Raw genomic sequence first — 21,941 nt, forward strand, 5'->3', positions numbered from 1 at the left:
ACCTACCCAGATCACGTCAAACAAATACCGTCCAAAGAGCTGCCAAGGGGATTTTCCATGTTCACGCGCCGCCATCTGCTCGCGACCGCCGTCGCCGCGCCCGCCATTCTCCGCTTCGGCGTCGGTACTGCGCAGGCCGCGACCACACTGAAAATCTCGCATCAATTCCCCGGCGGCACCATCGACAAGGGCGATTTCCGCGACCGGCTCTGCCGCATGTTCGCCGCCGAAGTCAGCAAGCGCAGCAACGGCGACATCGCGGCCGAGATCTATCCGAACTCCTCGCTGATCAAGACCAACGCGCAGTTCTCGGCGATGCGCAAGGGCGCACTCGACATCTCGCTGTATCCGATGCCCTACGCCGGCGGCGAATTGCCCGAGACCAATATCGGCCTGATGCCCGGCCTCGTCACCACCTACGATCAGGGCATGCGCTGGAAGAAGGAGCCTGTCGGCAAGGCGCTGACCGATTTCCTGGCTGACAAGGGCATCATTCTCCTGAGCTGGGTGTGGCAGGCCGGCGGCGTCGCCAGCCGCTCCAAGCCAATCGTGTCGCCGGAAGACGCCAAGGGCATGAAGGTGCGCGGCGGCTCGCGCGAGATGGACATGGTGCTGCAGACCGCCGGCGCCTCGGTGCTGTCGGTCCCCTCGAATGAAATCTACGCGGCGATGCAGACAGGAGCCTGCGACGCCGGCATCACCTCCTCCACCAGCCTGATCTCGTTCCGCCTCGAAGAGGTCGCGAAGTCGCTGACCTCGGGCGCGGGCGCGTCCTACTGGTTCATGCTCGAGCCGCTGATGATGTCGAAGGCGATCTTCGACAAGTTGCCGAAGAACCAGCAGGACATCCTGATCGCCGTCGGCGACGAGCTCGAAGCCTTCGGCCGCAAGGGCGCGCAGGATGACGACGTCGAGGTCGCCAAGGTCTACGAGAAGGCCGGCGCAAAGGTCTCGGCGCTCGATGCCGCGACCGTTGGCAAGTGGCGCGACATCGCCCGCGACACCGCGTGGAAGGATTACGGCGCCAAGACCGCCACCGCGGCGAACCTGCTCAAGCTCGCCTCCGACGTCGCTGCATGAGCCACGGTCCACTTCCGGATCGTGACGACACGACGAATGCTGCCGCAACGACTGGCCTTGCGGCGGCACTCGATCGCGGCCTCGCTATCCTCAATCGCATCATCGTCGTGTTCGCCGCGCTGGCACTGGTCGCCGCCTGCGCCATCCTGAGCTACAGCGTGCTGAGCCGGGCCTTGTTCAAGGCCGCCAATTACTGGCAGGACGAGGCCGCCGTGTTCCTGCTGGTCGGCGCCACCTTCATGACGGCCGCCTATGTGCAGCAGAACCGCGGCCATATCGGCATCGAGGCCTTCGTCGGCCTGCTCTCGCCGCTGGCGAACCGGATCCGGCTCTGGATCGTCGACGCCGTGACGTTCCTGTTCTGCGTCTTCTTCGCCTGGAAGTCGTGGACGCTGGCGCATGAGGCTTACGTCGACGGTCAGGTCTCGAATTCGATGTGGTCGCCGCCGCTCGCCATTCCCTATTCACTGATGGCGCTTGGCATGAGCCTGCTCTGCGTCCAGGTCCTCGTGCAGCTGGCGCTGCCGTTCGCGGGAGCCAAGCGTCCATGAGCGTATTCGGTATCGGTATCGCTTACGGGGTCGCGACGCTGCTCGTGATGTTTTCGGGCATGCCGATCGCGTTCGCGCTCGGCGCGGTCGCGGTCGTGTTCATGGGCATCTACATGCCCGCGGCATCGCTCGATACGGTGACGCAGAATGTCTATGAGGAGATGGCCTCGATCACGCTGCTGTCGATCCCGCTCTTCATCCTGAAGGGCGCGGCGATCGGCAAATCGCGCGCCGGCCAGGATCTCTATTCGGCGCTGCACGCCTGGCTGCACCGCGTCCCCGGCGGCCTCGGCGTCGCCAACGTCTTCGCCTGCGCGCTGTTTGCGGCGATGGCGGGCTCTTCGCCCGCGACCTGCTCGGCGATCGGCTCGGCCGGCATCCCCGAAATGCGCAAGCGCGGCTATTCCGGCGGCTTCGCGGCCGGCATCATCGCCGCGGGCGGTACGCTCGGCATCCTGCTGCCCCCTTCGATCACCATGATCCTGTTCGCGGTCGCCGCGGAGAAATCGCTGGGACGCCTGTTCCTCGCCGGCATCGGTCCCGGACTGCTGCTGGTCTCGCTGTTCGGCGGCTATGCCGTGATCCGCTTCCGCCGGGAATATGCCGCGGCTGAGGCGGCCTACAAGAACGGCGGCCCTGAAGCTGCGATCCTCGCCCGTGACGAATATACGCTTGCCGAGCGCTTCAGCGTGCTGCCGCGCGTGCTCCCCTTCGTCCTGCTGCTCACCGGCGTCATGGCGGCACTCTATGGCGGCTATGCCACGCCGTCGGAGACGGCCGGCCTCGGTGGCCTCCTGGCGCTGGGGTTGATCGCGGCGATCTATGGTGTGTGGCGTCCAGGCGATCTCGGCCCGATCATGAAGTCGACGATCCGGGAATCGACCATGCTGATGATGATCATCGGCATGTCGCTGCTCTATTCCTACGTGATGAGCTATCTCCACATCTCGCAATCGGCGGCAGAATCGGTCGTCGCCATGCATCTGCCGCGCTGGGGGCTGCTGTTTGCGATCCTCGTCATGGTGGTCGTGCTCGGCTTCTTCCTGCCGCCGGTCTCGATCATTCTGATGACCGCGCCGATCATCCTGCCGCCCTTGCGCGCCGCCAATTTCGACATCATCTGGTTCGGCGTGGTCATGACCATCGTGATGGAGATGGGTCTGATCCATCCACCCGTCGGCCTCAACATCTTCGTCATCCGCAACGTCGCGCCGGACATCTCACTGAGCGAAGTGATCTGGGGCACGCTGCCATTCGTGCTGCTGATGATGGGCGCCGTGCTGCTGCTCTGCCTCGTGCCTGATATCTCGACTTGGCTGCCGGACCTGGTGATGGGTCCGGATGGGAGCAGGTAGAGGCAGGCAAGCTGCCGTAGGGTGGGCAAAGCGAAGCGTGCCCACCACTTGCGAGTGCGATTGCGGAGAGATGGTGGGCACGGCGCTGCACGCCTTTGCCCACCCTACGAGAGCTATGATACCGCCCGCTTCTTCTTCGCATTCAGCGCGGATGCCACGCGGCTCACGGGCGGCTTGCCCAGCACGCTGCTCATCGTATTGGTCGCCGCCAGCAGCTTCTCCATGTCGACGCCGGTCTTCACGCCCATGCCCTCGAGCATGTAGACGACATCCTCGGTCGCGACATTGCCCGTGGCACCCGGCGCATAGGGACAGCCGCCTAGCCCTCCGGCGGCAGCGTCGATGACGCGGACGCCCTCCTCCAGGCCGGCATAGAGATTGGCCAGCGCCTGGCCATAGGTATCATGGAAATGCATCGCGAGCTTTGCGGCGGGAATATTGGCGGCCACTGCGCGCAGCATCGCCTTGGCCTTATCGGGCGTGCCGACGCCGATGGTGTCGCCGAGCGAGATCTCGTAGCAGCCGAGATCCCACAGCGTGCTCGCAAGATCGGCAACCGCGTTCGGCTCGATCTCGCCGTCAAAGGGACAGCCGAGCACGCAGGAGATATAGCCGCGCACCTTCACGCCGTCGGCCCTGGCGCGCGCCAGCACGGGCTTGAACCGCTCGATGGACTCCGCGACCGTGCAGTTGATGTTGGCGCGCGAAAAGCCCTCTGAGGCCGCCGCGAACACCGACACCACTTTGGCGCCGGCGGCACGCGCGGCGTCATAGCCCTTCTCGTTCGGCACCAGCACGTGGAATTCGGCGCCGCCCATGTGGGCGACGCCGCGCAGCACGGCATCCGAGCTCGCCATCTGCGGGATCGCCTTGGGGGAGACGAAGGCGCCGACCTCGACCGTATCGAGACCGGCGGCGACCAGCGCCTCGATGAAGGTGATGCGGGCCTCCACGCTGACCGGCGTCTTCTCGTTCTGGAGGCCGTCGCGCGGCCCCATCTCGATGATGCGGACGGGATCGCTCATGTCACTCCCCGGAAGCCTCGACCACGGCGAGTTCGACGCCCTCCTGCACGATGTCGCCGACCTTGCACTTGATCGATTTCAGCACGCCGGCATAGGGCGCACGCAGCGTCTGCTCCATTTTCATGACTTCCAGTGTCAGGATCGGCGCGCCCTTCTCGAGCTTCGCCCCCTCCTCAGCCAGCACCGCGACGACCGTGCCCGGCAAGGGTGCCGCGATCTTGTCCGCGCCGGCCTGCTCCTCGGTCTCGCCGCCGAAGGGATCGACCCAGTGCAGGTCGAAGCGGCCGTTGCGCGTGCGCAAATACAGCTCATGGCCGTCGATCACGGCGGCGACGGAGGATTTGACGCCGTCGAGCGTCAGGTCGAAGCCGCCATCCTTCGGCGCAAATGTGAACGCCAGCTCGCGTTCGCCGATCACCAGCGTCGACGGCCCGCTGCCGTAGTTCAGACTGATCTTCTGCTCCGGCCCGTGGCCGACCCGGAACGCGAAGCTGCGCTGGCGGCGGCCGACCGGCATCCAGCCAAAGGTCTGCCAAGGCGACATCAAAGGCGAAATCGCCGCCCCGCGCGATGCCTGCCGCTCGTCATTGACGATCGCGGCCACTGCGGCACACAGCTCGAGTTCGCCGGGCGCCGGCGCCGTCGAGGTCAGGGCTGGCAGCTCGCGCTCGATGAAGCCGGTGTCGATGGCATTCGCCCGCACCTTCGGGTGCGTGATCAGCGCCGACAGGAACGGGATATTGATGACGATGCCGCGGACGTCGGGTCTTCCAGCCCGCGGTTGAGCCGGTCGATCGCAACATCGCGCGTTGGCGCCCAGGCAATCATCTTGGCGAGCATGGCGTCATAGTACGGCGAGACCGTATCGCCCTCGCGATAGCCGGCGTCGATGCGCAAACCGCCTGTCTCCACAGGCAGGCGCCAGGTCGAGATCCTGCCGACCGACGGCATGAAGTTCTTGGTCGGGTTCTCGGCATAGACGCGCGCCTCGACGGCATGCCCGTTAAGCTTGATCTCGTCCTGCTTCAGCGGAAGCGCCTCGCCGAAGGCGACGCGCAGCTGCCATTCGACGAGATCGATCCCGGTGATCAGCTCGGTCACGGGGTGCTCGACCTGCAGGCGCGTGTTCATTTCGATGAAAAACACGTCCTTGCCGTCGGAGACAAACTCGATGGTGCCGGCGCCGACATAGCTCACCGCACCCGCCGCCTTGCGGGCAGCCGCGCAAACGGTCTCGCGTTGGACGGCATTCAGCGTCGGCGACGGCGCTTCCTCGATCACCTTCTGGTGCCGGCGTTGCAAGGTGCATTCGCGCTCGAACAGCGACAGCAGATTGCCGTGGCTGTCGCCGATGATCTGCACCTCGATATGCCTCGGATTGTCGACATATTTTTCGATCAGCATGCGGTCGTCGCCGAACGCGGCCTTGGCCTCGCGCTTGGCGCTGACGATCGCCGGCGCAAGCTCGGCGGCCGAGCGCACGATGCGCATGCCGCGGCCGCCGCCGCCGGCCGAAGCCTTCACCAGAATGGGGAAGCCAACCTTCTCGGCCGCCTTCGCCAGTGTCGCGTCGTCCTGCGCCTCGCCATGATAGCCGGGCACCAGCGGCACGCCCGCCTTCTCCATTAGCGCTTTCGAACCGGATTTCGAGCCCATCGCGGTCATCATCGCGGCGGTCGGGCCGACGAAGACGAGGCCGGCATCGAGACAGGCCTGCGCGAATTCGGCATTCTCGGACAGGAAGCCGTAGCCGGGATGCACGGCCTCCGCGCCGGTCTTGCGCGCGGCCTCGATCAGCCGCTCCACATTGAGATAGCTGTCGCGGGCCCGCGCGGGCCCGAGCAGCACGGCCTCGTCGGCGAGCGTGACATGCATCGCGTCGCGGTCGGCCTCGGAATAGACCGCGACGGTACGCAGGCCCATGGTGCGCGCGGTGCGGATGATGCGGCAGGCGATCTCGCCGCGATTGGCGATCAGGAGCGTGCGAAAACGGCGGTAGAGCTTTGAGCGGTCCATCGCATCACATCCTGAACAGGCCGAATTTCGTCGGCTCGATCGGCGCATTCGACGCCGCCGAGAGGCCGAGCCCGAGCACGAGCCTTGTGTCGGCCGGGTCGATCACGCCGTCGTCCCAGAGGCGCGCGGTCGCGTAATACGGATGGCCCTGGCTCTCATATTGCGCGCGGATCGGCTCGCGGAATTTATCTTCCTCGTCCTTCGACCAGCTATCGCCCTTGGCCTCGATATTGTCCCGGCGGACCTGGCTCAACACCATGGAGGCCTGCTCGCCGCCCATCACCGAGATGCGCGCATTCGGCCACATCCACAGGAAGCGCGGCGAGTAGGCGCGGCCGCACATGCCGTAATTGCCGGCGCCGTAGGAGCCGCCGATCACCACGGTGAATTTCGGCACCGACGCGGTCGCAACCGCCGTCACCAGCTTGGCGCCATCGCGCGCGATGCCGCCGGCTTCGTATTTCTTGCCGACCATGAAGCCGGTGATGTTCTGCAGGAACACCAGCGGAATGCCGCGCTGGCAGCACAGCTCGATGAAATGCGCGCCCTTCAGCGAGCTCTCGCTGAACAGGATGCCGTTGTTGGCGATGATGCCGACCGGATAGCCCCAGATATGCGCGAAGCCGCACACCAGCGTCGTGCCGTAAAGCTTTTTGAACTCGTCGAACTCGGAGCCATCGACGACACGCGCGATGATGTCGAGCACATCGAATGGCTTGCGGCCGTCGACGGGCACCACGCCGTAGATCTCCTCTGCCGCGAACAGCGGATCGCGCGGCGGATGCATGTTCAGGTTCGGCCGCGCCGATGGCTTCAGCGTACCGACGATGCGCCGGGCGATGCCGATCGCATGCGCATCGTTCTGGGCGTAATGATCGGTCACGCCCGACTGCCGCGAATCGCACGTCCGCACCGCCGAGCTCCTCCGCGGTCACCACTTCGCCGGTCGCGGCCTTCACCAACGGCGGTCCGCCAAGGAAGATGGTGCCTTGATTGCGCACGATGATGCTCTCGTCCGACATCGCCGGCACATAGGCGCCCCCGGCCGTGCAGGAGCCCATCACGATCGCGATCTGCGGGATTCCCTGCGAGGACATCTGCGCCTGGTTGTAGAAGATGCGGCCGAAATGGCGCTCGTCCGGAAAGATCTCGTCCTGCAGTGGGAGGAAGGCACCGCCGGAATCGACCATGTAGACGCAGGGCAGATTGTTCTGCCGCGCGATGTCCTGCGCGCGCAGATGCTTCTTCACGGTCATCGGATAATAGGTGCCGCCCTTGATGGTGGCGTCGTTGGCGACAACAACGCATTCGCGGCCGGAGATGCGCCCGACCCCAGTGACGATGCTCGCCGAATGCACGTCGCCGCCATAGAGGCCATGGGCCGCCAGCGGCGACAGCTCCAGGAACGAGGTCCCGGGATCGACCAGCAGATCGACGCGCTCGCGTGCCAGCATCTTGCCGCGCGACGTGTGGCGGCTGCGCGAGGCCTCGCCGCCGCCGCCGGCAACCTGGCTGAGCTTTTCGCGCAAATCGGCGACGAGCCCGCGCATGACGTCGGAGTTGCGCGCAAAATCTGATGAAGACGGATCGATGCTGGAATGAAGCGGCATGAGGTCCCGCGTTTCTGGTGACGTGGTTGCGTGGAGGGTTTAAGTGGTTTCCGCCATCAGCTCACGGCCGATCAGCATGCGGCGAACCTCGGACGTGCCCGCGCCGATCTCGTAGAGCTTGGCGTCGCGCCAGAGACGGCCGACCGGAAACTCGGATGTATAGCCGACGCCGCCCAGCGCCTGGATCGCCTCGCCCGCCATCCACGTCGCCTTCTCCGCGGAATAGAGGATCGCAGCCGCAGCGTCCTTGCGCAGCGTGCGCGCGTGATTGGCGCGGTCGCAGGCCTTTCCCACTGCGTAGACATAGGCGCGCGTGGCCTGCCAGGTCGAATACATGTCGGCGAGCTTGCCCTGCATCAGCTGGAAATCGCCGATCGGCTGGCCGAACTGTTTTCGTTCGTGCATGTAGGGCACCACCGCGTCCATGCAGGCCGCCATGATCCCGAGCGGACCGCCGGAGAGCACCGCGCGCTCATAGTCGAGGCCCGACATCAGCACCTTGACGCCCTCGCCCACGCCGGCGAGCACGTTCTCCTCCGGCACCTCGCAGTCGTCGAAGAACAGCGGATAGGTGTTGGAGCCGCGCATGCCGAGCTTGTCCAGATGCTGGCCGTGGGTGAACCCCTTGAAGCCTTTCTCGATCAGGAAGGCGGTCATGCCGCGCGGGCCGGCCTCCGGATCGGTCTTGGCGTAGACCACCAGCACGTCGGCATCGCCGCCATTGGTGATCCACATTTTCGAGCCGTTGAGCACATACCAGTCGCCGCGCTTGTCGGCGCGCAGCTTCATCGAGACGACGTCGGAGCCAGCGCCCGGCTCGGACATGGCGAGCGCGCCGACATACTCGCCTGAAATCAGCTTCGGCAAATAGCGCTGGCGCTGCGCGTCATTACCGTTGCGGCGGATCTGGTTGACGCAGAGGTTGGAGTGGGCGCCGTAGGAGAGCCCGATCGCGGCCGAGCCGCGCGAAATCTCCTCCACGGCGACGACGTGGGCGAGATAGCCCATGTTGGAGCCGCCATATTGCTCCGGCGCGGTCATGCCGAGCAAACCGAGGTCACCAAAACGCTTCCAGAGATCGGCCGGGAACAGATTGGCCTTCTCGACCTCCGCCGCGCGCGGCGCCACCTCCGCCTCGACAAAGGCGCGCACGGTGTCGCGCAGCATGCCGATGTCTTCGCCCAGATCGAAGTCGATGCTCGGGATGTTCAAGGCGATTCCTCCAGTTCCCTGCGAATTTCTTGTCGGCCCCGAACCTACCGCCGCCCGAGCGCCGTGGCGGTCGAAAAGGTTGCATTTTCCGCCAAGTTTGGCGAGGATTTTCGAAAGGACTTCATATGCCCTTTCAGGCCGCAACCGCTACGCCCCGTCGCGCCATGACGCCCGCCGCCTTCGTCCGCGGCGTGGTCGCCGCCTATGCCCGTTATGGGCGGGATCCGGCCGAGGCCTTGAGCAAGGGGCAGGTCCTGCCCGACCTCCTCGGATCAGCGGACGGGCGGGTCACCGCCGCGCAGTTCGAGGCGCTGGCGGGCCACGCCATGCGCGAGCTTGACGACGAGGCGCTCGGCTGGTTCTCGCGCAGGTTTCCATTCGGCACTTATGGGATGCTGTGCCGTGCCTCCATCACCGCGCCCACCCTCGAAGTCGCGCTGAAACGCTGGTGCCGGCATCATCGCCTGCTCACGGAAGATGTGCTGTTCGACCTTGCTGTCAGCGGCGAGGCCGCGACCATTTCCATTCGCGAGCAGCGCGATCTCGGGCCCTTGCGCGAGTTCTGCCTGGTCACCCTGCTCCGCTATGTGCTCGGCTTCTCCTGCTGGGCGGTGGATTCCGCGATCGCGCTCCGCGCGGCGGAGTTTCCCTATGCCGAGCCCACACGTCTCGGTCTATCCGACCATCTTCTGCAAGCACGTCCGCTTCGACGCAGACGGTGCCCGCATCGTCTTCGACAAGCACTATCTCTCGCTGCCGCTGACCCGCAGCGCCGCCGACCTCGACAGCATGCTCAAGGGCGCGCTCCGGCTGACCGTGCTGCCCTATCGCCGCGATCGTTTGCTGGTCGAGCGTGTCCGGCGCGTGCTCCGCGAGGCGCGCGGACGCATCCTTGGCGCGGAGGATGTCGCCAGCGAACTCGCGCTCTCCACCCGCACCATGCACCGCCGCCTGCGCGAGGAAGCCACCTCGCTGCGCGACCTCAAGGAGGAAGCAAAGCTCGAGCTCGCCAAGCAGGAGCTGATGCGCGGCCGGACGCAGATCAAGCGAATTGCGGAACTCGCCGGCTTCCGCAACGAAAAGAGCTTTTCCCGGGCTTTTCGCAGCTGGACCGGCGCAAGCCCGCGCGAGTTTCGCGGCCGCTATCGCTGAAGGGTGCAGTCGCCGTCGGCCTTTCCGTCAGCCTCGCGCGGCCGCTATCCTGCCGGCGCCGCAGCCGCGATTTCCTGCACCGGCAGCGGCACGTCCTTGGCGACACCCAGCACCGGAAAGCTGCGCACGTTCTTCACGTTCGGCATCGCGGCGAAATGCAGGAGCTGCTGATGCATGCTCGCGACGCTCGGCGCGACGCATCTCAGGAGATAGTCGGTGTCGCCGGAAATCCGCCAGCACTGCTGGATGCGCGGAATCGCGGCGATCGATCCCTCGAACGCCTCCAGCACCGGCTGGGCCTGGCTGCCGAGCTGGATCGAGACGAACGACACCACCTCATAGCCGAGCAATCGCTCATCGATGACGGCGCGCACCGCGCGGATTACGCCGCGGCTGAACAGCGATTTGAGCCGCCGCAGACAATTCGGCGCGGACACGCCGACGCGCAGCGCCAGCTCATTGTTGCGAACCCGCCCGTCCTGCAGCAGCTCGGATAAAATCTTCAGATCGACGCCGTCGAGCTGGTCACGCCCCGCCATCCCCCACCTCGTCATGGTCCGGTCATGCGGACCAGCGAAGCACGCGGCGGATTGGGTGCCAAGGGCTCCCCGCAGAGGACGGCCGGTGCTCGCGCTCAATGCGTCCAGGGCTCACCGCGGCGGAAGGAGAAGTTGTCGGCATACGCGACCTGACGGTGCAGCGATTCCTTCGGCTCGATCACCTGGTAGGCGATGCCCTTGCGCTCGCAATAGGCGATCGCCTCGTCCTTGGTGTGAAAGCGCAGCGTAATCTGCTGCTTCATGTCGCCGGACGAGGTCCAGCCCATCAGCGGCTCGACGGCGCGCGGCTGCTCCGGCTCATAGTCGAGTTGCCATTCCTTGGTCTTGGACCGGCCGGATTGCATCGCGTTCTTGGCGGGCTTGAAAATGCGTGCGGTCATTGGCGGTCCGGCCTCTTGGTCTTTTCGTTCGATTTTGATGCGCAACGGTAGCGATTGGTGGAAACCGCGGGCATAGTATAGAGACACCTTTCGGGAACTGATCGGTGATTCCGGGTGCCCGGGTCCCTCACCGACGGGTATAGTCATTATGCTGCACTGTGACAATTCCGTACCCGCCGTCCGCCCGGGAATCCTGCCGGGCGGCCCCGCCTCGGCGACTTCAGCGTATCCGTCCCCTTCGAGAGCTTCCGTCGCATGGCCTTCCTGAATATCAACGCCACGCTTCCCGAGAAGGGCCGTGACCTCAGGCTCGACCTGTTTCGCGGTGTCGCCAACTGGGCGATCTTCCTCGATCACATCCCCGACAACGTCGTGAACTGGATCACGACGCGCAATTACGGCTTCTCCGACGCGGCCGACCTGTTCGTCTTCATCTCTGGCTACACGGCCTCGTTCGTCTATGCCCGTATGATGCTGGAGCGCGGCTTCATCGTCGGCGCCACCCGCCTCACCAAACGGGTCTGGCAGCTCTATGTCGCCCACATCATCCTGTTCGTGATCTACATCGCCTCGATCAGCTATCTGGCGCTGCGCTTCGGCGATTCCGAGATGATCAACGAGTTCAATGTCGCAGGCCTCGTCGACAACGCCACCGAGACGCTGCGCCAGGGCCTGTTCCTGCGCTTCAAGCCGGTCAATCTTGACGTGCTGCCGCTCTACATCGTGTTGATGGGCCTGTTTCCGCCGGTGCTGTGGTTCATGCTGCGCAAGCCCGATCTGACGATGGCAGTCTCCATCATCCTGTGGCTGACCGCGCGCCATTTCGGCCTGAACCTGAACGCCTACCCGGCCGGCCAGTGGTACTTCAATCCCTATTGCTGGCAGGTGCTGTTCGTGTTCGGCGCCTGGTGCGCGATGGGCGGCGCGCGCCGCTCGATGACGCTGATCAATTCGCCGATCACGCTGTGGCTCTGCCTCGGCTATCTCCTGTTCGCGCTGGTCATGACCATGGCCGGCCGCTTCCCAACCCTCGGCGGCATGCTCCCGGAATGGCTGTTCTCGGCATTCAATCCGAACGACAAGACCAACCTCGCGCCTTATCGCTTCATCCACTTCGTCGTGATCGTGATCCTGGTGATCCGCTTCGTGCCGAAGGACTGGCCGGGCCTGGAGTGGAAGATCTTCGATCCGGTGATCGTCTGCGGCCAGCAATCGCTCGCCGTGTTCTGCGTCGGCGTGTTCCTGTCCTTCGTCGGCCATTTCGAGCTGTCGATGAGCTCGGGCTCGCTGTTTGCGCAGCTCTTCGTCTCCATCGCGGGCATCGCGATCATGACGACAGTCGCCTATTACATCTCCTGGTCGAAGCGACAGGACAAGCCGCTGAAGCCGCCGCCGGCGAAGCCCGCGGCTGCTCCGGCCTCCAAGGCGGCTTGAACGTAAAAGGCTGCGTGAAAAAGCCCGCCTGAGACGCGTGGCGGCGGAAGGCTCAGGCCGCCGCCTCGCCGTCGTATTCGGTGAACTTCTTGTAGATCCAGTCGCGGCCGTCGTGACGGCGCCAGACCCTGCCGTAGACGAACTGCCCGTTGATCGAGCGGCGCGGCACGATCACGGTCCAGAGGTGCCAGATCTCGGTCCAGTTCGACCGTTGGCGGGCTGTTTTGTTGGTGAGATCGAAAGTCATGGCGGACAACTCGCGCGAAACGAAATGCCGCGACGAATGTGACCTCGTCTGAGCCGCTGATGGGGCGTCGTCGCGTGCCGGGACCGGTTTGATAGCAGTCGTCAAAACGGCCGCAACGACGGCCCGTGCTTAACCTAACCGATCAACCTTACTTGCCGGCAGATCGCCGCCTTGCCGGTTGAAACACCTGCCCATCTTTCCTAAGATGAGCGGGCGATTTGAGTATGAGTGCGCCGTTTCCGAAGCGTGCCTTGTTGATTTCAAGCTCCGGCTGAATTTTCAAACGACTGACTGCAGGTCGAGACCATGAATTTGCAATTTGCTTATTCGCATCTGGCGATGATTTCATCGCCCCCGACGCCGGTTGCCAGGCCGCCCCACGACACGTCGACGAGGGCTGCCAACGACAATTATCCGGTGTGGCCGCTGATCCCGTTTCCGGCGGGTTGGTACGCCTCGGGCTGAGCTCTCAAAGCGCAACGCCGCGCAAGCGCAATATCATCGCTTGGCGGCGTCCGTTTAGGCATTGGGCGCTGAAATCCCCAACACTGATGTGTCTTTGGCGACAGCCAAAGGTTCGATGAAGCCTGGGCAATTCTGCGCTGGTTAAGGTGTTTTGATTCCAGCAAAATCGCGCAGTGATCGAAGCCTCCGAACAACAGGCCCAAAACGTTCGGCGGCGCGCTTGGCCAGGCTTTCCGCCAGCGCGGTTGATCGCGGCTCAGACCCCGCTGCTCGCAGCCGAGGCGCTGGCGGCGCCGGAGCTCAGCGCGCCCTGCGAATTGTAGGTCTGTCCCGGCTGGTTGCCCTGGCTGGCCTGCGAGCTGGCGGGGGTCGTCTCCGCCTCGGTCGTGCCGTCGGAATAGGTGATCGTCGTCGTCATCCCGTTCACGGTGGTCGAGACCTCGCTGACGACCGTTTTGGACGAACCGCCGCTGCCTCCCGAGCCCGAGCTTGCGCCGGCCGACTGCGAGGACGAGGACGCTGACGTCGACGACGTGGATGATGCCGACGAGGTCGCGGATGTGGATGACGCCGATGATGTTACTGACGTCGACGACTTCGCGGCGGTCGACGGGGTCGCCGTCACCGCCGCTGAGGATGAAGCAATCGCACTGGTCGACATGAAAACCTCGTCTGAAGGAGAATTGGGCGCGGCGCCATGTGAGCGCCTGCTCTTTCCCTTCAACGCGGACCGCACCAAAATCAGGCGTCCGCTCCGCGACGAAATGTCAGTGCGAGCAATCGGCAGCGGGTTAGTCGCGGCGGCTCGGACCGCCGCCGCGGTTTGCTCGGTACTTCACTCAGTACTTGGCGATCACGGGACCGCCGAAGCGGTAGTTCAGTCGGACCAAGCCCATGTCGACGTCCTGGCGAACATGAATGGTGCCGCCAGCGCCACCACCGGGGACCGCCGTCAGCACGGTGTCGTGGCTATCGAGGAAGATGTGGTCGTATTCGACACCGAGCGACCAGTTCGGCGCAAACCCGAACTCCAGGCCCGCACCAACGGTGCCACCCCAGCGCGTCGCCTTGGCGGTATCGACCACGGCACCGGCGAAGATCTCGTCGTATTTGTCGCTCACGACCGCCGCGCCGCCCTTCGCATAGACGAGAACGTTGTTCCAGGCATAGCCGACCTGACCGGTGAGAAGCCCGAACGCGTCGATCCGGGTTTGGATGTTCCCCCGCCAAACGGGTTGCCGCCGATCGGCGCGACATTGCTACCCGAGAAGCCGGCCCAGTTGCCCTGCCCCTCGAGGCCGAACACCCAGTTGGCCGACTGCCAGCGATAGCCGACCTGGCCGCCGACGGTACCGCCAGTTGAGTTGTGGCATCCTTCCGCGCCGAAGCCGACCAGGTCCCAGCAAGTATGGGCCGAGCCGCCGCCGCCGTTGATGCCGATGTAGAAGCCGCTCCAGTCATAGATGGCGGCAATCATCGGGGGCGCCTTGGTATAGGGACGCGCGGCAAGATCGGCGGAGAACGCGCTGCTGGCGCTCATCGCCAAAATGGCGATCGCGAGTGGCAATTTTTTCATTGGGTGATTCCCCGAGAAATAACTACGTAAATCCCTACCACTGCTTCGCGATTCGAGGTGTCACCCGGGAAGCACACTTGCAAAAGGGTGTGCATGCGCTCGCGCGCTGAAAAAGAGGACGCGCCGGTCGGCATCGATTTCCGGCCGAACGGCGGCAACCAATTAAGTTCCAACGAGTTGCAGGGTCTTCCCGACTGTCCAGAGCCGAGGCAAGCGAACGCCGCCGTGGACAGGAGGATCACTCACGTCCGTGTGAGTTGGAGCGCAGCCGGTGAATTTTCGCGAGCGAACGCAGACCAACGAACAGCAGGCCGTTGGCCAAGGGGATGCTGTGAGCCAGGTTGATACGACCGAGAAACAGTCAGACGCAGAAGAGCCCCGGACATCGCTGTTTGCAGTGTGCGCGCTCGGGATCGCGGCGATCGCGATGGTGGGCTGGATCTGCGCGCTGGGCTGGCTGGCCTGGCGCCTGGCCGACTGGCTGTTGTCCTGACGCCCGAGCTGGCCGGCTGTGACATGCCGTCGGCTCCAAATCATATCGGTGGCGGTAGTTCACGCCCGATCGTCGCGAGGGTCTACAGAATGTGGATCGATTCAACCGACGAGGCTATACCGCAACCGCACAAATCGAGGGCGGTTCATGACGACCATTCTTCGAGGATTTCTCGGACTGGTCATTGTTGCGGAATCTGCCTGATCTGTCTTAGGTTCTCTTGAACGAGTGTTTTCTGCATGACGAGGTAGAGTAATGCGCGGGGCGCTGTTCGTTGCCACGGCCGTCGCAATCTGTGTCTCGCTAGTTTGCGTTGGCAACACGTTCGGCCATTTTCTCGCGCCGATCCCGAAAATTGGTTTCTCGACGGCTACATGGTCTTGGTCCCTGCTCGCGGCTCCTGCCTATGCCGCGGCCGGATTCTGGACCCTGCGCCGCGCTCCATTTTCGTTCGGCTATTTTGTCGCGTTCTACTTCTATTGTATCGTGTTGGGGTATTTGTGGATCGCCCCTTCTCGCGGCTTCAGTACTCCCATGGGGTGGCACTCGTCTCCGCATTCGCTTCAGGGCTTATCCTTCCGCTTTTGGCGTCCTCAAACAGCATAAGGCTGCCGGCCGTTGCACAGCCGGCCATAGCCACCGAACGCCTTTGCGTCGCCTTTCTCGTTGTCGCGGGCCTCACAATTGCTGCCGGCGCGAACTACAATTTTCGATTGGTGGGACTGTCGGAGATTTACACCTACCGGAATGACCTCGTCGAATTTCCGGCGCCGATCCGCTACGCCAATGGGATCCTCCTCTCGACATTGTTGCCGTTCGCCTTTGCTTGGTTCATCGAGATCCGCCGGCATGCGCTCGCGGCGATTGCGCTCGCGCTCATGGCCGCATTCTATCCGATCGTCCTGACGAAACTTTCGATATTTGCGCCGTTCTGGCTGCTCTTTCTGTTGACCCTTACCCGGTTTGCCGAGGCGAGATGCGTGGTGATCCTATCCATGTTGCTGCCGCTGGTGATCGGGTTGGCGGCGCTTACTGTCGAGGCGGCGAGAGGTCAGCAGGTCTACCACGTCTTCGGCGTGATCAATTTCCGGATGATCGCAATTCCGTCGATCGCGCTTGAAATCTACAACGCGTTTTTCTTCGATCACCAGCCGACCCATTTCTGTCAGGTCAACATCGTTCGAACTCTGTTCGGTTGCCCCTATGGTCCGCAGCTCGGGGTCGAGATCGCCAAAATCTACGATCTCGGAAACTTCAATGCGTCCATGCTGGCGACCGAGGGCATCGCGTCGGTCGGGGCGCTGTGGGCGCCCCTCGTCGCGCTGCCCTGCGGGATCGCCATCGCGCTGGCGAGTTCGATGGCTTCGCATCTGCCGCCGAGATTTGTTTTGCTCTCGTCGGGCGTCATGGTGCAACAACTGATCAATTTGCCCCTGACGACCGCGCTTTTGTCGCACGGAGCAGCGCTCCTTTTCTTGCTTTGGTATCTGACGTCGAAGGCCGCGCTGGAGCCCGCACCGGCCGCGTCAGCATGACGGGTGGCCGTGGGCTTGAACACCCGGACCAGAATAGGCGTCCAACCGATTGGCGTCGGAGCGCGCCGAATGCATAGACCCTTGGCGGGAGCTTGTTGGTCGGGGCAGCTGGATTCGAACCAACGACCTGCAGTACCCAAAACTTATTAGACCTTTTTCCGGTGAATACCGCTTGGTGGCTCTGATTTCCGTTTGTTGCGTAAGTAACTGAGAATAATATGTATTTATCGCCACCTCATTTCCGTTGCTTTCCCCTCGTTTCCGCTCAATACATGATGCGGTGGCTACTCGGTGGCGACTCTGGGGGAAGCAATGCCAATCCTTAAGCTTGGACGACGTGCCGTTGCCGGCCTGCCATCCGTTACGAAAACAACGATTTTCTATGACTCCGACCTGACGGGGTTTGGCGTCAAAGCCACAGCCAAAGGCGCCCTCTCTTGGATAGTCGAATATCGGCCAGGCGAAGGCGGTAGGCGCGTCAGCAAGCGGCGCATGGTGATTGGTACCCCCGCCACGCTGTCGCCTGAGAAGGCCCGGGAAGCCGCTGAAAGGCTACTTGCTAAGGTGAAGCTGGGCGCTGACCCAGCCGCTGAGCGCGGCGCCGCCAGGAAGGCCGAAACAGTCGATGAATTGCTAGAGGCCTTTACCACGAAGCATCTTGAGCCGAAGCGGAAGGCTGGGACCATTCGATTGAACGGCGGATATATCAAAAACCACATTCGCCCTGCCCTCGGCAGGAAGAAAGCCACGGGTGTCACGCACTCCGACGTGAGCCGCCTTCACAACAGGATAGGCGAGACGCACAAAGTCGCCGCGAACCGCGTTGTGGCATTAATCGGTACCATCTGGGCGTTCGGGCTGAGGGAGAAGATTTTACCGAAGGGCGCTGAGAATCCCGCCGTTGGCATTGAGCATTTTGACGAGAAGCAACGGCAGCGCTACCTGACGGGGGAAGAACTACAGCGCCTTGGTGACGCTCTCCGCGAGGCTGAAAGCGCTGGCATTCCGTGGGAGCCTGATCCGACGAAGAAGACCAAGCACGCTCCCAAGCCTAAGAATCGCCTGACCAAGATCGATCAGCATGCCGCAGCAGCATTGCGTTTGCTGTTGTTCACCGGCTGCAGATTGCGCGAGATTCTCGATCTTCGTTGGAAGGAATACGACGCAGGCCGCGGCCTCCTATTCCTGCCGGATTCAAAGACCGGCCAGAAGACGGTTGTCCTGTCCGCGCCCGCTATCGCGATTTTGGACGCCCTACCTCGGATCGGGGTCTATGTGATCGCAGGGGAGTCGGCCGGCACGAAAGACGAAACCCCACGCTTCGATCTAAACCGACCCTGGCGTGCAGTCCGCAAGCGAGCTGGGATTGATGACGTAAGAATCCATGACCTGCGCCATAGCTTCGCCAGCGTTGGAGCGGGCTCCGATCTTGGCCTTCCCATTATCGGGCGCCTGTTGGGGCATAGTCAGGCCAGCACCACGGCGCGCTACGCGCATATTGCCGTCGATCCTGCAAAACGGGCTGCGGATCTGATTGCAGGCAAGATCGCTGCCGCGCTGAGCGGGAAATAGAAACAGCCTGCCCGCGCACTGTTGATCCTGTTCGCATGTGTTTCATAGCGGACTAGATTCCTTGAGGTATCTCAAGGGTCGGCACAAACCGAAAACGGACGCTGAGGTTAGGCCCGCGCCAGCGTGACCGGCCTGCCTCCATTTTCGATCAAGCAAACTGAACCTTCACACTCCATGCCTATACTCATGAGTATCCGGGATTTTTTGCTAATCCCAATCTCGGGGCTGGATTGAAACAAAGCCGCCGGGACGAAGGTATTGCGTGCCCGGCGGCGTATTTTTTCACCGAAAAACCTCAGGTGACCATCTCCGCCGCCGCTTCTTAATGGGTTTCATCTCGCCTGTGCTTTCGACCTGCGCGGTCTCTTCATGACCACACCTTGCGCACCGAAACTCAATTTGGGGCGACAGGCTTGGCCAGCTGGAGTGGATGAAGTTGGCGGGCATCGGCCAAGCATGACAGTTCGGGCAATCACGTAGGACATGATCTGGAGAGAGCACGGGCAGTCATCTCCCAACAGCCAGAGCACCCCGATCATTGCCAACGGTGCATTTTTTCGGGTCGTTCCGATAAAACGGCCCCAGCCGACTGGCGGCGGGGCTGGGGCCGTGGGGACGCTCCGGTTCGCAGGGGAAGGAATCCGGAGCTTAGGTCGATGATGTGTATCGCCCCATTGTTCCCAAAACTCGTACGGTAGTCCTAAATTCCTATCTTACGCCCATGCGTAATCGCGTACCGAAGCTCTGCCTGGTGAAAGCCTGCAAGCAGGTTTCATGATACTCTCGGACGTCAGGAACGTATTGCGTCAATCGCGTGGGCGATCAGGATTGCAACGCTAACCGCGATGATGATGACCAGCAGCCAAATGATCACGTTCGCCTCCATCCGGGGAGTTGAACGCGCTCGACCGCGCACAGTCAAAAACATCCAGCCGAAAACCTTAATTTCGGCGCTAGGCTGAGGATTCAAAGCAACTGTTGCGTCCGCTGTCGGCCCTATAGGCGAAATGCCATGAAGAGAAGCACACCGACAACGCACGCCGCTAGTGAGAGAAAGTAAATACCCACGGCTCCCCCGACTCACTAGGGATTTGCATGGAACTTACACCCTCCGGCGGTCAACCCGAAGTACTCCCTGCATTTTCAGGTGTTCGCAGCCGTCTGACGGCGCTTCGGGTGCCCAGTTTGAGACAAGAGCGCCGTCGGGGGACTGGCATTTCGAGCCCGGCAGCGCTCTCCTTACTGTTCTGGTTCGCCTGCGGAAGGCCGCGCCGGTCACGCCAATTAGCGTGACCACCCACCAGCCAACGGGCAACGCCCACACGGCACGGGCCAAATTCTTCCACTATGGAAGAATTCAGGCGGGCCTATTCCGCCGCCGCGGCGACCTCGTAAGCCATGCCAATCGACGGGCAAACGCGCGGGTCGGAGGTGAATCCGTACACCCAGTAATCCGTGCCCCACGTCTCGGCGACTGCCCAGATTTCGATTGAGCCGTTCTTGAAGATGAGCATGGCTATTCCGCAGCTTCGGCAACTGGTGCAACGACCTTGAGGATCGCAGATCTCCGCGCTTCCGGCCGGGACTTCAATGGCATGTCGGGAAAGAGCGCTGCCGTAAGGTCACGGTTGCAAAAATCTTCAAGCCCAATATCGCGACGATCAATCCCGTGGGTCTGCTCAATCCAGAGAACCAGCCCAGCCGCGCGCCGCTGCGTGCGCTCAATAATTCAAGGTGGTCATCAGAGGAATTCCCTGGGTCACACATTTCGCTTTGGATAAACACCGCCTGAGCAAGCGCCTCCATCGCCGTAACCGGCCGAATGAAGGACATGCTGCGCATAACCTCATAAACACCTTTGTGTTCTGCATCGCCGACATCCTTGGCGCCGAAACTATCCTTGTGCTTGAACGTCATCCATAAATCGCGGAATAGCGCTAGCATTCCCATGCCGGCTGACGCGGGTGTGGACAGCTCAGCGCGAGCACTGGTTTTTGTGCAGTTTTTGTATTGATTAGCCATAGTGTGATGCAGCCCCTTCAGAATCAAGGCCGAGACTATTCAGCGGCCCGCATTTTTGGTACACCGTAAATATGTCGAAGTCAATTATGGTGCACCAAAAACGGCGCGGACGTCCAGCTACGGGACGTGACCCTGCGGTTACGATAAGGCTTCCGCAGGACGTCCTAGACGCCGTGGAATCCTGGGCCTCGAAACAAGGCGACAGGCCAGCCCGGTCGCCGGCAATCCGCCGCCTAGTCGAGATCGGGTTAAAAGCAAAGAAATGAGAGGCGAGATTTACTGATGGCCGCTCGTTTAGGCGTTGTTCTTTGTTGGCTTGGGATCATCGTGGCCGTTCTGGCAATTCTGGCCGGTGCGACTGTCACCGTGATCATGATCAGGGGTGACAATCCGAACGATATCAACGCTGCGCCATACGTGGGAGCTGGAATAGCCATAACTGGCTTGATCCCGTACCTTCTGGGACGTGCCTGTCGATACGTTCTCGCAGGCCGCTTCTAAGCCCCCGGCCTGCGCCCTCACACACCACGAGGCGCAATGGACGAAACCTGGCGGGTAATTCTCGCGATGAGCGCGACGGCGATCGTAGGTGCGGGCGCCTATTTCGCGATCCGTTTCATCATTGGATTGCACCTGTAACACCACCCGTATTTTTCCGGTGTTGATTTCGCCAGCCAGGGCGCCCCCATTTTCGCAGGGTGGTCACGCGCGCAAGCTATTGATCTCGCGCAGCGGTTGAGATGGATGTGCCTCTTTTTTTCGGCCGGGGGCTTTTTCCTATGCGTAAACTTGCGATTGCGGCGCTTTGCGCCGCACTGGGCGGCTGTGCCGCGGCACCAAAAATGGTCTGGCTCCGTGTTGACGGACAGACTGTTAGAGAGAATCCGGTTCTTCAAACGCAGGCCGAAATTGACGGCACTTCGTGTCTTGGAGAGCGCAATAAGGCGGCCCTATCTGGTGTCACCGTCGCGAGCGGCGGTCTAGCCGGCGCGATGGCAGCCGCCGACCGATCCAACGCGGCAGATACTGTCGCTCGGGGGTGCATGGCCGAAAAAGGATATCTCCTGGTTAGAGAAGACGAGGCCGATGCCAAGCGTGCCGAGTTGGCCAGGGTAGCCGAGCTGAAAAAGCAACAGGAAGCGGCGGCTGCAGCAGCGGCCGCCACGAAGCAGCGGAAGCCGGCTTCTAAATCCACCGTCGCACCTGGTACGTGATGAACCCGATCCGATCCGTCGCGATTATTCTTTTTGCATTCGGCGTTCTGATCTCCTCTTGCGATGCCCAGGCTCGCGAATTCGGCGGTTACGACTGCTCCGATGATTGTTCGGGTCACGCCGCCGGGTATCGGTGGGCGGAAGCGCACAATGTGACGTCCGAATCCAGTTGCCCGCTGCGAGGCAACGGAATGTCGTTCTACGAAGGCTGCTTAGTGTACGTCGAGGACCCAGACCGGGGAGCCGACGAAGACGACGACGGTGACGATATCGACTGATGATGGCGCTCTAAGCTCCTACCCCGCCGCTCGCCCGTCCGTTGCGGTTGGATATCAGATCAACAATGCAAATTCGGAGATAGCTCATGAAGGTGATTGCGATCGTTGCGAGTCTAACGCTGCTCATCGACCTGACAGCACAGGCGAGCGCACGCGGTGGTGGA

Annotated in this window: 18 protein-coding genes and 4 pseudogenes; 11 read left to right on the top strand and 11 right to left on the bottom strand. The window is 62.6% G+C overall.

Annotation, left to right across the window (positions count from 1 at the left end):
* The first annotated feature begins 57 nt into the window (after positions 1–57).
* From ACTGJ9_RS25530 to ACTGJ9_RS25540, 3 genes are read left to right on the top strand one after another with little or no spacing between them, the layout of a single operon-like run.
* Complete coding sequence (locus ACTGJ9_RS25530; RefSeq protein ID WP_456673340.1) at positions 58–1,080, top strand: TRAP transporter substrate-binding protein; 1,023 nt, start codon at positions 58–60, stop codon at positions 1,078–1,080.
* Entirely contained in the window at positions 1,077–1,631 is a 555-nt protein-coding gene (locus tag ACTGJ9_RS25535; RefSeq protein WP_456673341.1) for a TRAP transporter small permease, read from the top strand. Before ACTGJ9_RS25530 ends, ACTGJ9_RS25535 begins: the two co-directional genes overlap by 4 nt.
* Positions 1,628–2,986: a TRAP transporter large permease gene (locus ACTGJ9_RS25540; protein WP_456673342.1), complete on the top strand. Its 1,359-nt coding sequence runs from the start codon at positions 1,628–1,630 to the stop codon at positions 2,984–2,986. Before ACTGJ9_RS25535 ends, ACTGJ9_RS25540 begins: the two co-directional genes overlap by 4 nt.
* A 113-nt stretch (positions 2,987–3,099) precedes the next feature.
* On the opposite strand, the gene ACTGJ9_RS25545 is transcribed toward ACTGJ9_RS25540, so the two are convergent.
* From ACTGJ9_RS25545 to ACTGJ9_RS25560, 4 genes and pseudogenes are all read right to left on the bottom strand, one after another.
* Positions 3,100–4,011 (bottom strand): hydroxymethylglutaryl-CoA lyase, encoded by a 912-nt coding sequence (locus tag ACTGJ9_RS25545; RefSeq protein ID WP_456673343.1) that lies wholly within the window; start codon positions 4,009–4,011, stop codon positions 3,100–3,102.
* A 1-nt stretch (position 4,012) separates the two neighbouring features.
* A pseudogene (locus ACTGJ9_RS25550) lies at positions 4,013–6,027 on the bottom strand (acetyl/propionyl/methylcrotonyl-CoA carboxylase subunit alpha).
* 4 nt (positions 6,028–6,031) lie between these two features.
* A pseudogene (locus tag ACTGJ9_RS25555) lies at positions 6,032–7,637 on the bottom strand (carboxyl transferase domain-containing protein).
* Between the two features lie 39 nt (positions 7,638–7,676).
* Positions 7,677–8,804 carry an isovaleryl-CoA dehydrogenase gene (locus ACTGJ9_RS25560; protein WP_456678620.1) on the bottom strand — a complete coding sequence of 376 codons (1,128 nt, stop codon included), beginning with the start codon at positions 8,802–8,804 and terminating at the stop codon, positions 7,677–7,679.
* A 170-nt stretch (positions 8,805–8,974) separates the two neighbouring features.
* On the opposite strand from ACTGJ9_RS25560, the pseudogene ACTGJ9_RS25565 reads away from it, so the two are divergent.
* Positions 8,975–10,001 (top strand): annotated as a pseudogene (locus ACTGJ9_RS25565) (AraC family transcriptional regulator).
* Between the two features lie 44 nt (positions 10,002–10,045).
* Here the strand turns inward: ACTGJ9_RS25565 and ACTGJ9_RS25570 are convergent.
* Together ACTGJ9_RS25570 and ACTGJ9_RS25575 are read right to left on the bottom strand one after the other, a co-directional pair.
* Positions 10,046–10,540, bottom strand: coding sequence for an Lrp/AsnC family transcriptional regulator (locus ACTGJ9_RS25570; protein ID WP_456673344.1), 495 nt, complete (start codon positions 10,538–10,540; stop codon positions 10,046–10,048).
* Positions 10,541–10,635: 95 nt separating this feature from the next.
* Entirely contained in the window at positions 10,636–10,941 is a 306-nt protein-coding gene (locus ACTGJ9_RS25575) for an ETC complex I subunit (RefSeq protein WP_194462258.1), read from the bottom strand.
* A gap of 255 nt (positions 10,942–11,196) precedes the next feature.
* Between ACTGJ9_RS25575 and ACTGJ9_RS25580 the strand changes: the two genes are divergently transcribed.
* Complete coding sequence (locus ACTGJ9_RS25580; protein WP_456673345.1) at positions 11,197–12,375, top strand: OpgC domain-containing protein; 1,179 nt, start codon at positions 11,197–11,199, stop codon at positions 12,373–12,375.
* A gap of 52 nt (positions 12,376–12,427) precedes the next feature.
* Here ACTGJ9_RS25580 and ACTGJ9_RS25585 read toward each other — a convergent pair whose 3' ends face one another.
* Positions 12,428–12,622, bottom strand: a complete 195-nt coding sequence (locus ACTGJ9_RS25585) for a hypothetical protein (RefSeq protein WP_456673346.1) — start codon at positions 12,620–12,622, stop codon at positions 12,428–12,430.
* 306 nt (positions 12,623–12,928) lie between these two features.
* On the opposite strand from ACTGJ9_RS25585, the gene ACTGJ9_RS25590 reads away from it, so the two are divergent.
* Positions 12,929–13,087, top strand: a complete 159-nt coding sequence (locus ACTGJ9_RS25590; protein ID WP_456673347.1) for a hypothetical protein — start codon at positions 12,929–12,931, stop codon at positions 13,085–13,087.
* A 256-nt stretch (positions 13,088–13,343) separates the two neighbouring features.
* On the opposite strand, the gene ACTGJ9_RS25595 is transcribed toward ACTGJ9_RS25590, so the two are convergent.
* Positions 13,344–13,748, bottom strand: coding sequence for a hypothetical protein (locus ACTGJ9_RS25595; RefSeq protein WP_456673348.1), 405 nt, complete (start codon positions 13,746–13,748; stop codon positions 13,344–13,346).
* A 178-nt stretch (positions 13,749–13,926) separates the two neighbouring features.
* Positions 13,927–14,663: pseudogene (locus tag ACTGJ9_RS25600) on the bottom strand (outer membrane protein).
* Between the two features lie 271 nt (positions 14,664–14,934).
* Between ACTGJ9_RS25600 and ACTGJ9_RS25605 the strand changes: the two are divergent.
* The 3 genes from ACTGJ9_RS25605 (at position 14,935) to ACTGJ9_RS25615 (ending at position 18,263) form a co-directional block, all read left to right on the top strand.
* Positions 14,935–15,156 carry an RNA-binding protein gene (locus tag ACTGJ9_RS25605; RefSeq protein WP_456673349.1) on the top strand — a complete coding sequence of 74 codons (222 nt, stop codon included), beginning with the start codon at positions 14,935–14,937 and terminating at the stop codon, positions 15,154–15,156.
* Between the two features lie 713 nt (positions 15,157–15,869).
* A complete protein-coding gene (locus ACTGJ9_RS25610; protein WP_456673350.1) occupies positions 15,870–16,691 on the top strand; it encodes a hypothetical protein in 822 nt (273 codons plus the stop codon).
* A gap of 312 nt (positions 16,692–17,003) precedes the next feature.
* The gene (locus ACTGJ9_RS25615; RefSeq protein ID WP_456673351.1) at positions 17,004–18,263 is read left to right on the top strand and encodes a tyrosine-type recombinase/integrase; all 1,260 of its coding nucleotides are present in this window, start codon (positions 17,004–17,006) and stop codon (positions 18,261–18,263) included.
* A gap of 1,367 nt (positions 18,264–19,630) precedes the next feature.
* Here the strand turns inward: ACTGJ9_RS25615 and ACTGJ9_RS25620 are convergent.
* Together ACTGJ9_RS25620 and ACTGJ9_RS25625 are read right to left on the bottom strand one after the other, a co-directional pair.
* Positions 19,631–19,777 carry a hypothetical protein gene (locus ACTGJ9_RS25620; RefSeq protein ID WP_456673352.1) on the bottom strand — a complete coding sequence of 49 codons (147 nt, stop codon included), beginning with the start codon at positions 19,775–19,777 and terminating at the stop codon, positions 19,631–19,633.
* A gap of 73 nt (positions 19,778–19,850) precedes the next feature.
* Positions 19,851–20,180 carry a hypothetical protein gene (locus ACTGJ9_RS25625; protein WP_456673353.1) on the bottom strand — a complete coding sequence of 110 codons (330 nt, stop codon included), beginning with the start codon at positions 20,178–20,180 and terminating at the stop codon, positions 19,851–19,853.
* Between the two features lie 884 nt (positions 20,181–21,064).
* Here ACTGJ9_RS25625 and ACTGJ9_RS25630 point away from each other — a divergent pair.
* Entirely contained in the window at positions 21,065–21,499 is a 435-nt protein-coding gene (locus tag ACTGJ9_RS25630) for a hypothetical protein (protein WP_456673354.1), read from the top strand.
* The gene (locus ACTGJ9_RS25635) at positions 21,499–21,777 is read left to right on the top strand and encodes a hypothetical protein (RefSeq protein WP_456678621.1); all 279 of its coding nucleotides are present in this window, start codon (positions 21,499–21,501) and stop codon (positions 21,775–21,777) included. Before ACTGJ9_RS25630 ends, ACTGJ9_RS25635 begins: the two co-directional genes overlap by 1 nt.
* Positions 21,778–21,941: the final 164 nt, after the last annotated feature.

It is taken from the genome of Bradyrhizobium sp. RDM12, from assembly GCF_051917485.1.
In the GTDB taxonomy this organism is placed as follows: domain Bacteria; phylum Pseudomonadota; class Alphaproteobacteria; order Rhizobiales; family Xanthobacteraceae; genus Bradyrhizobium.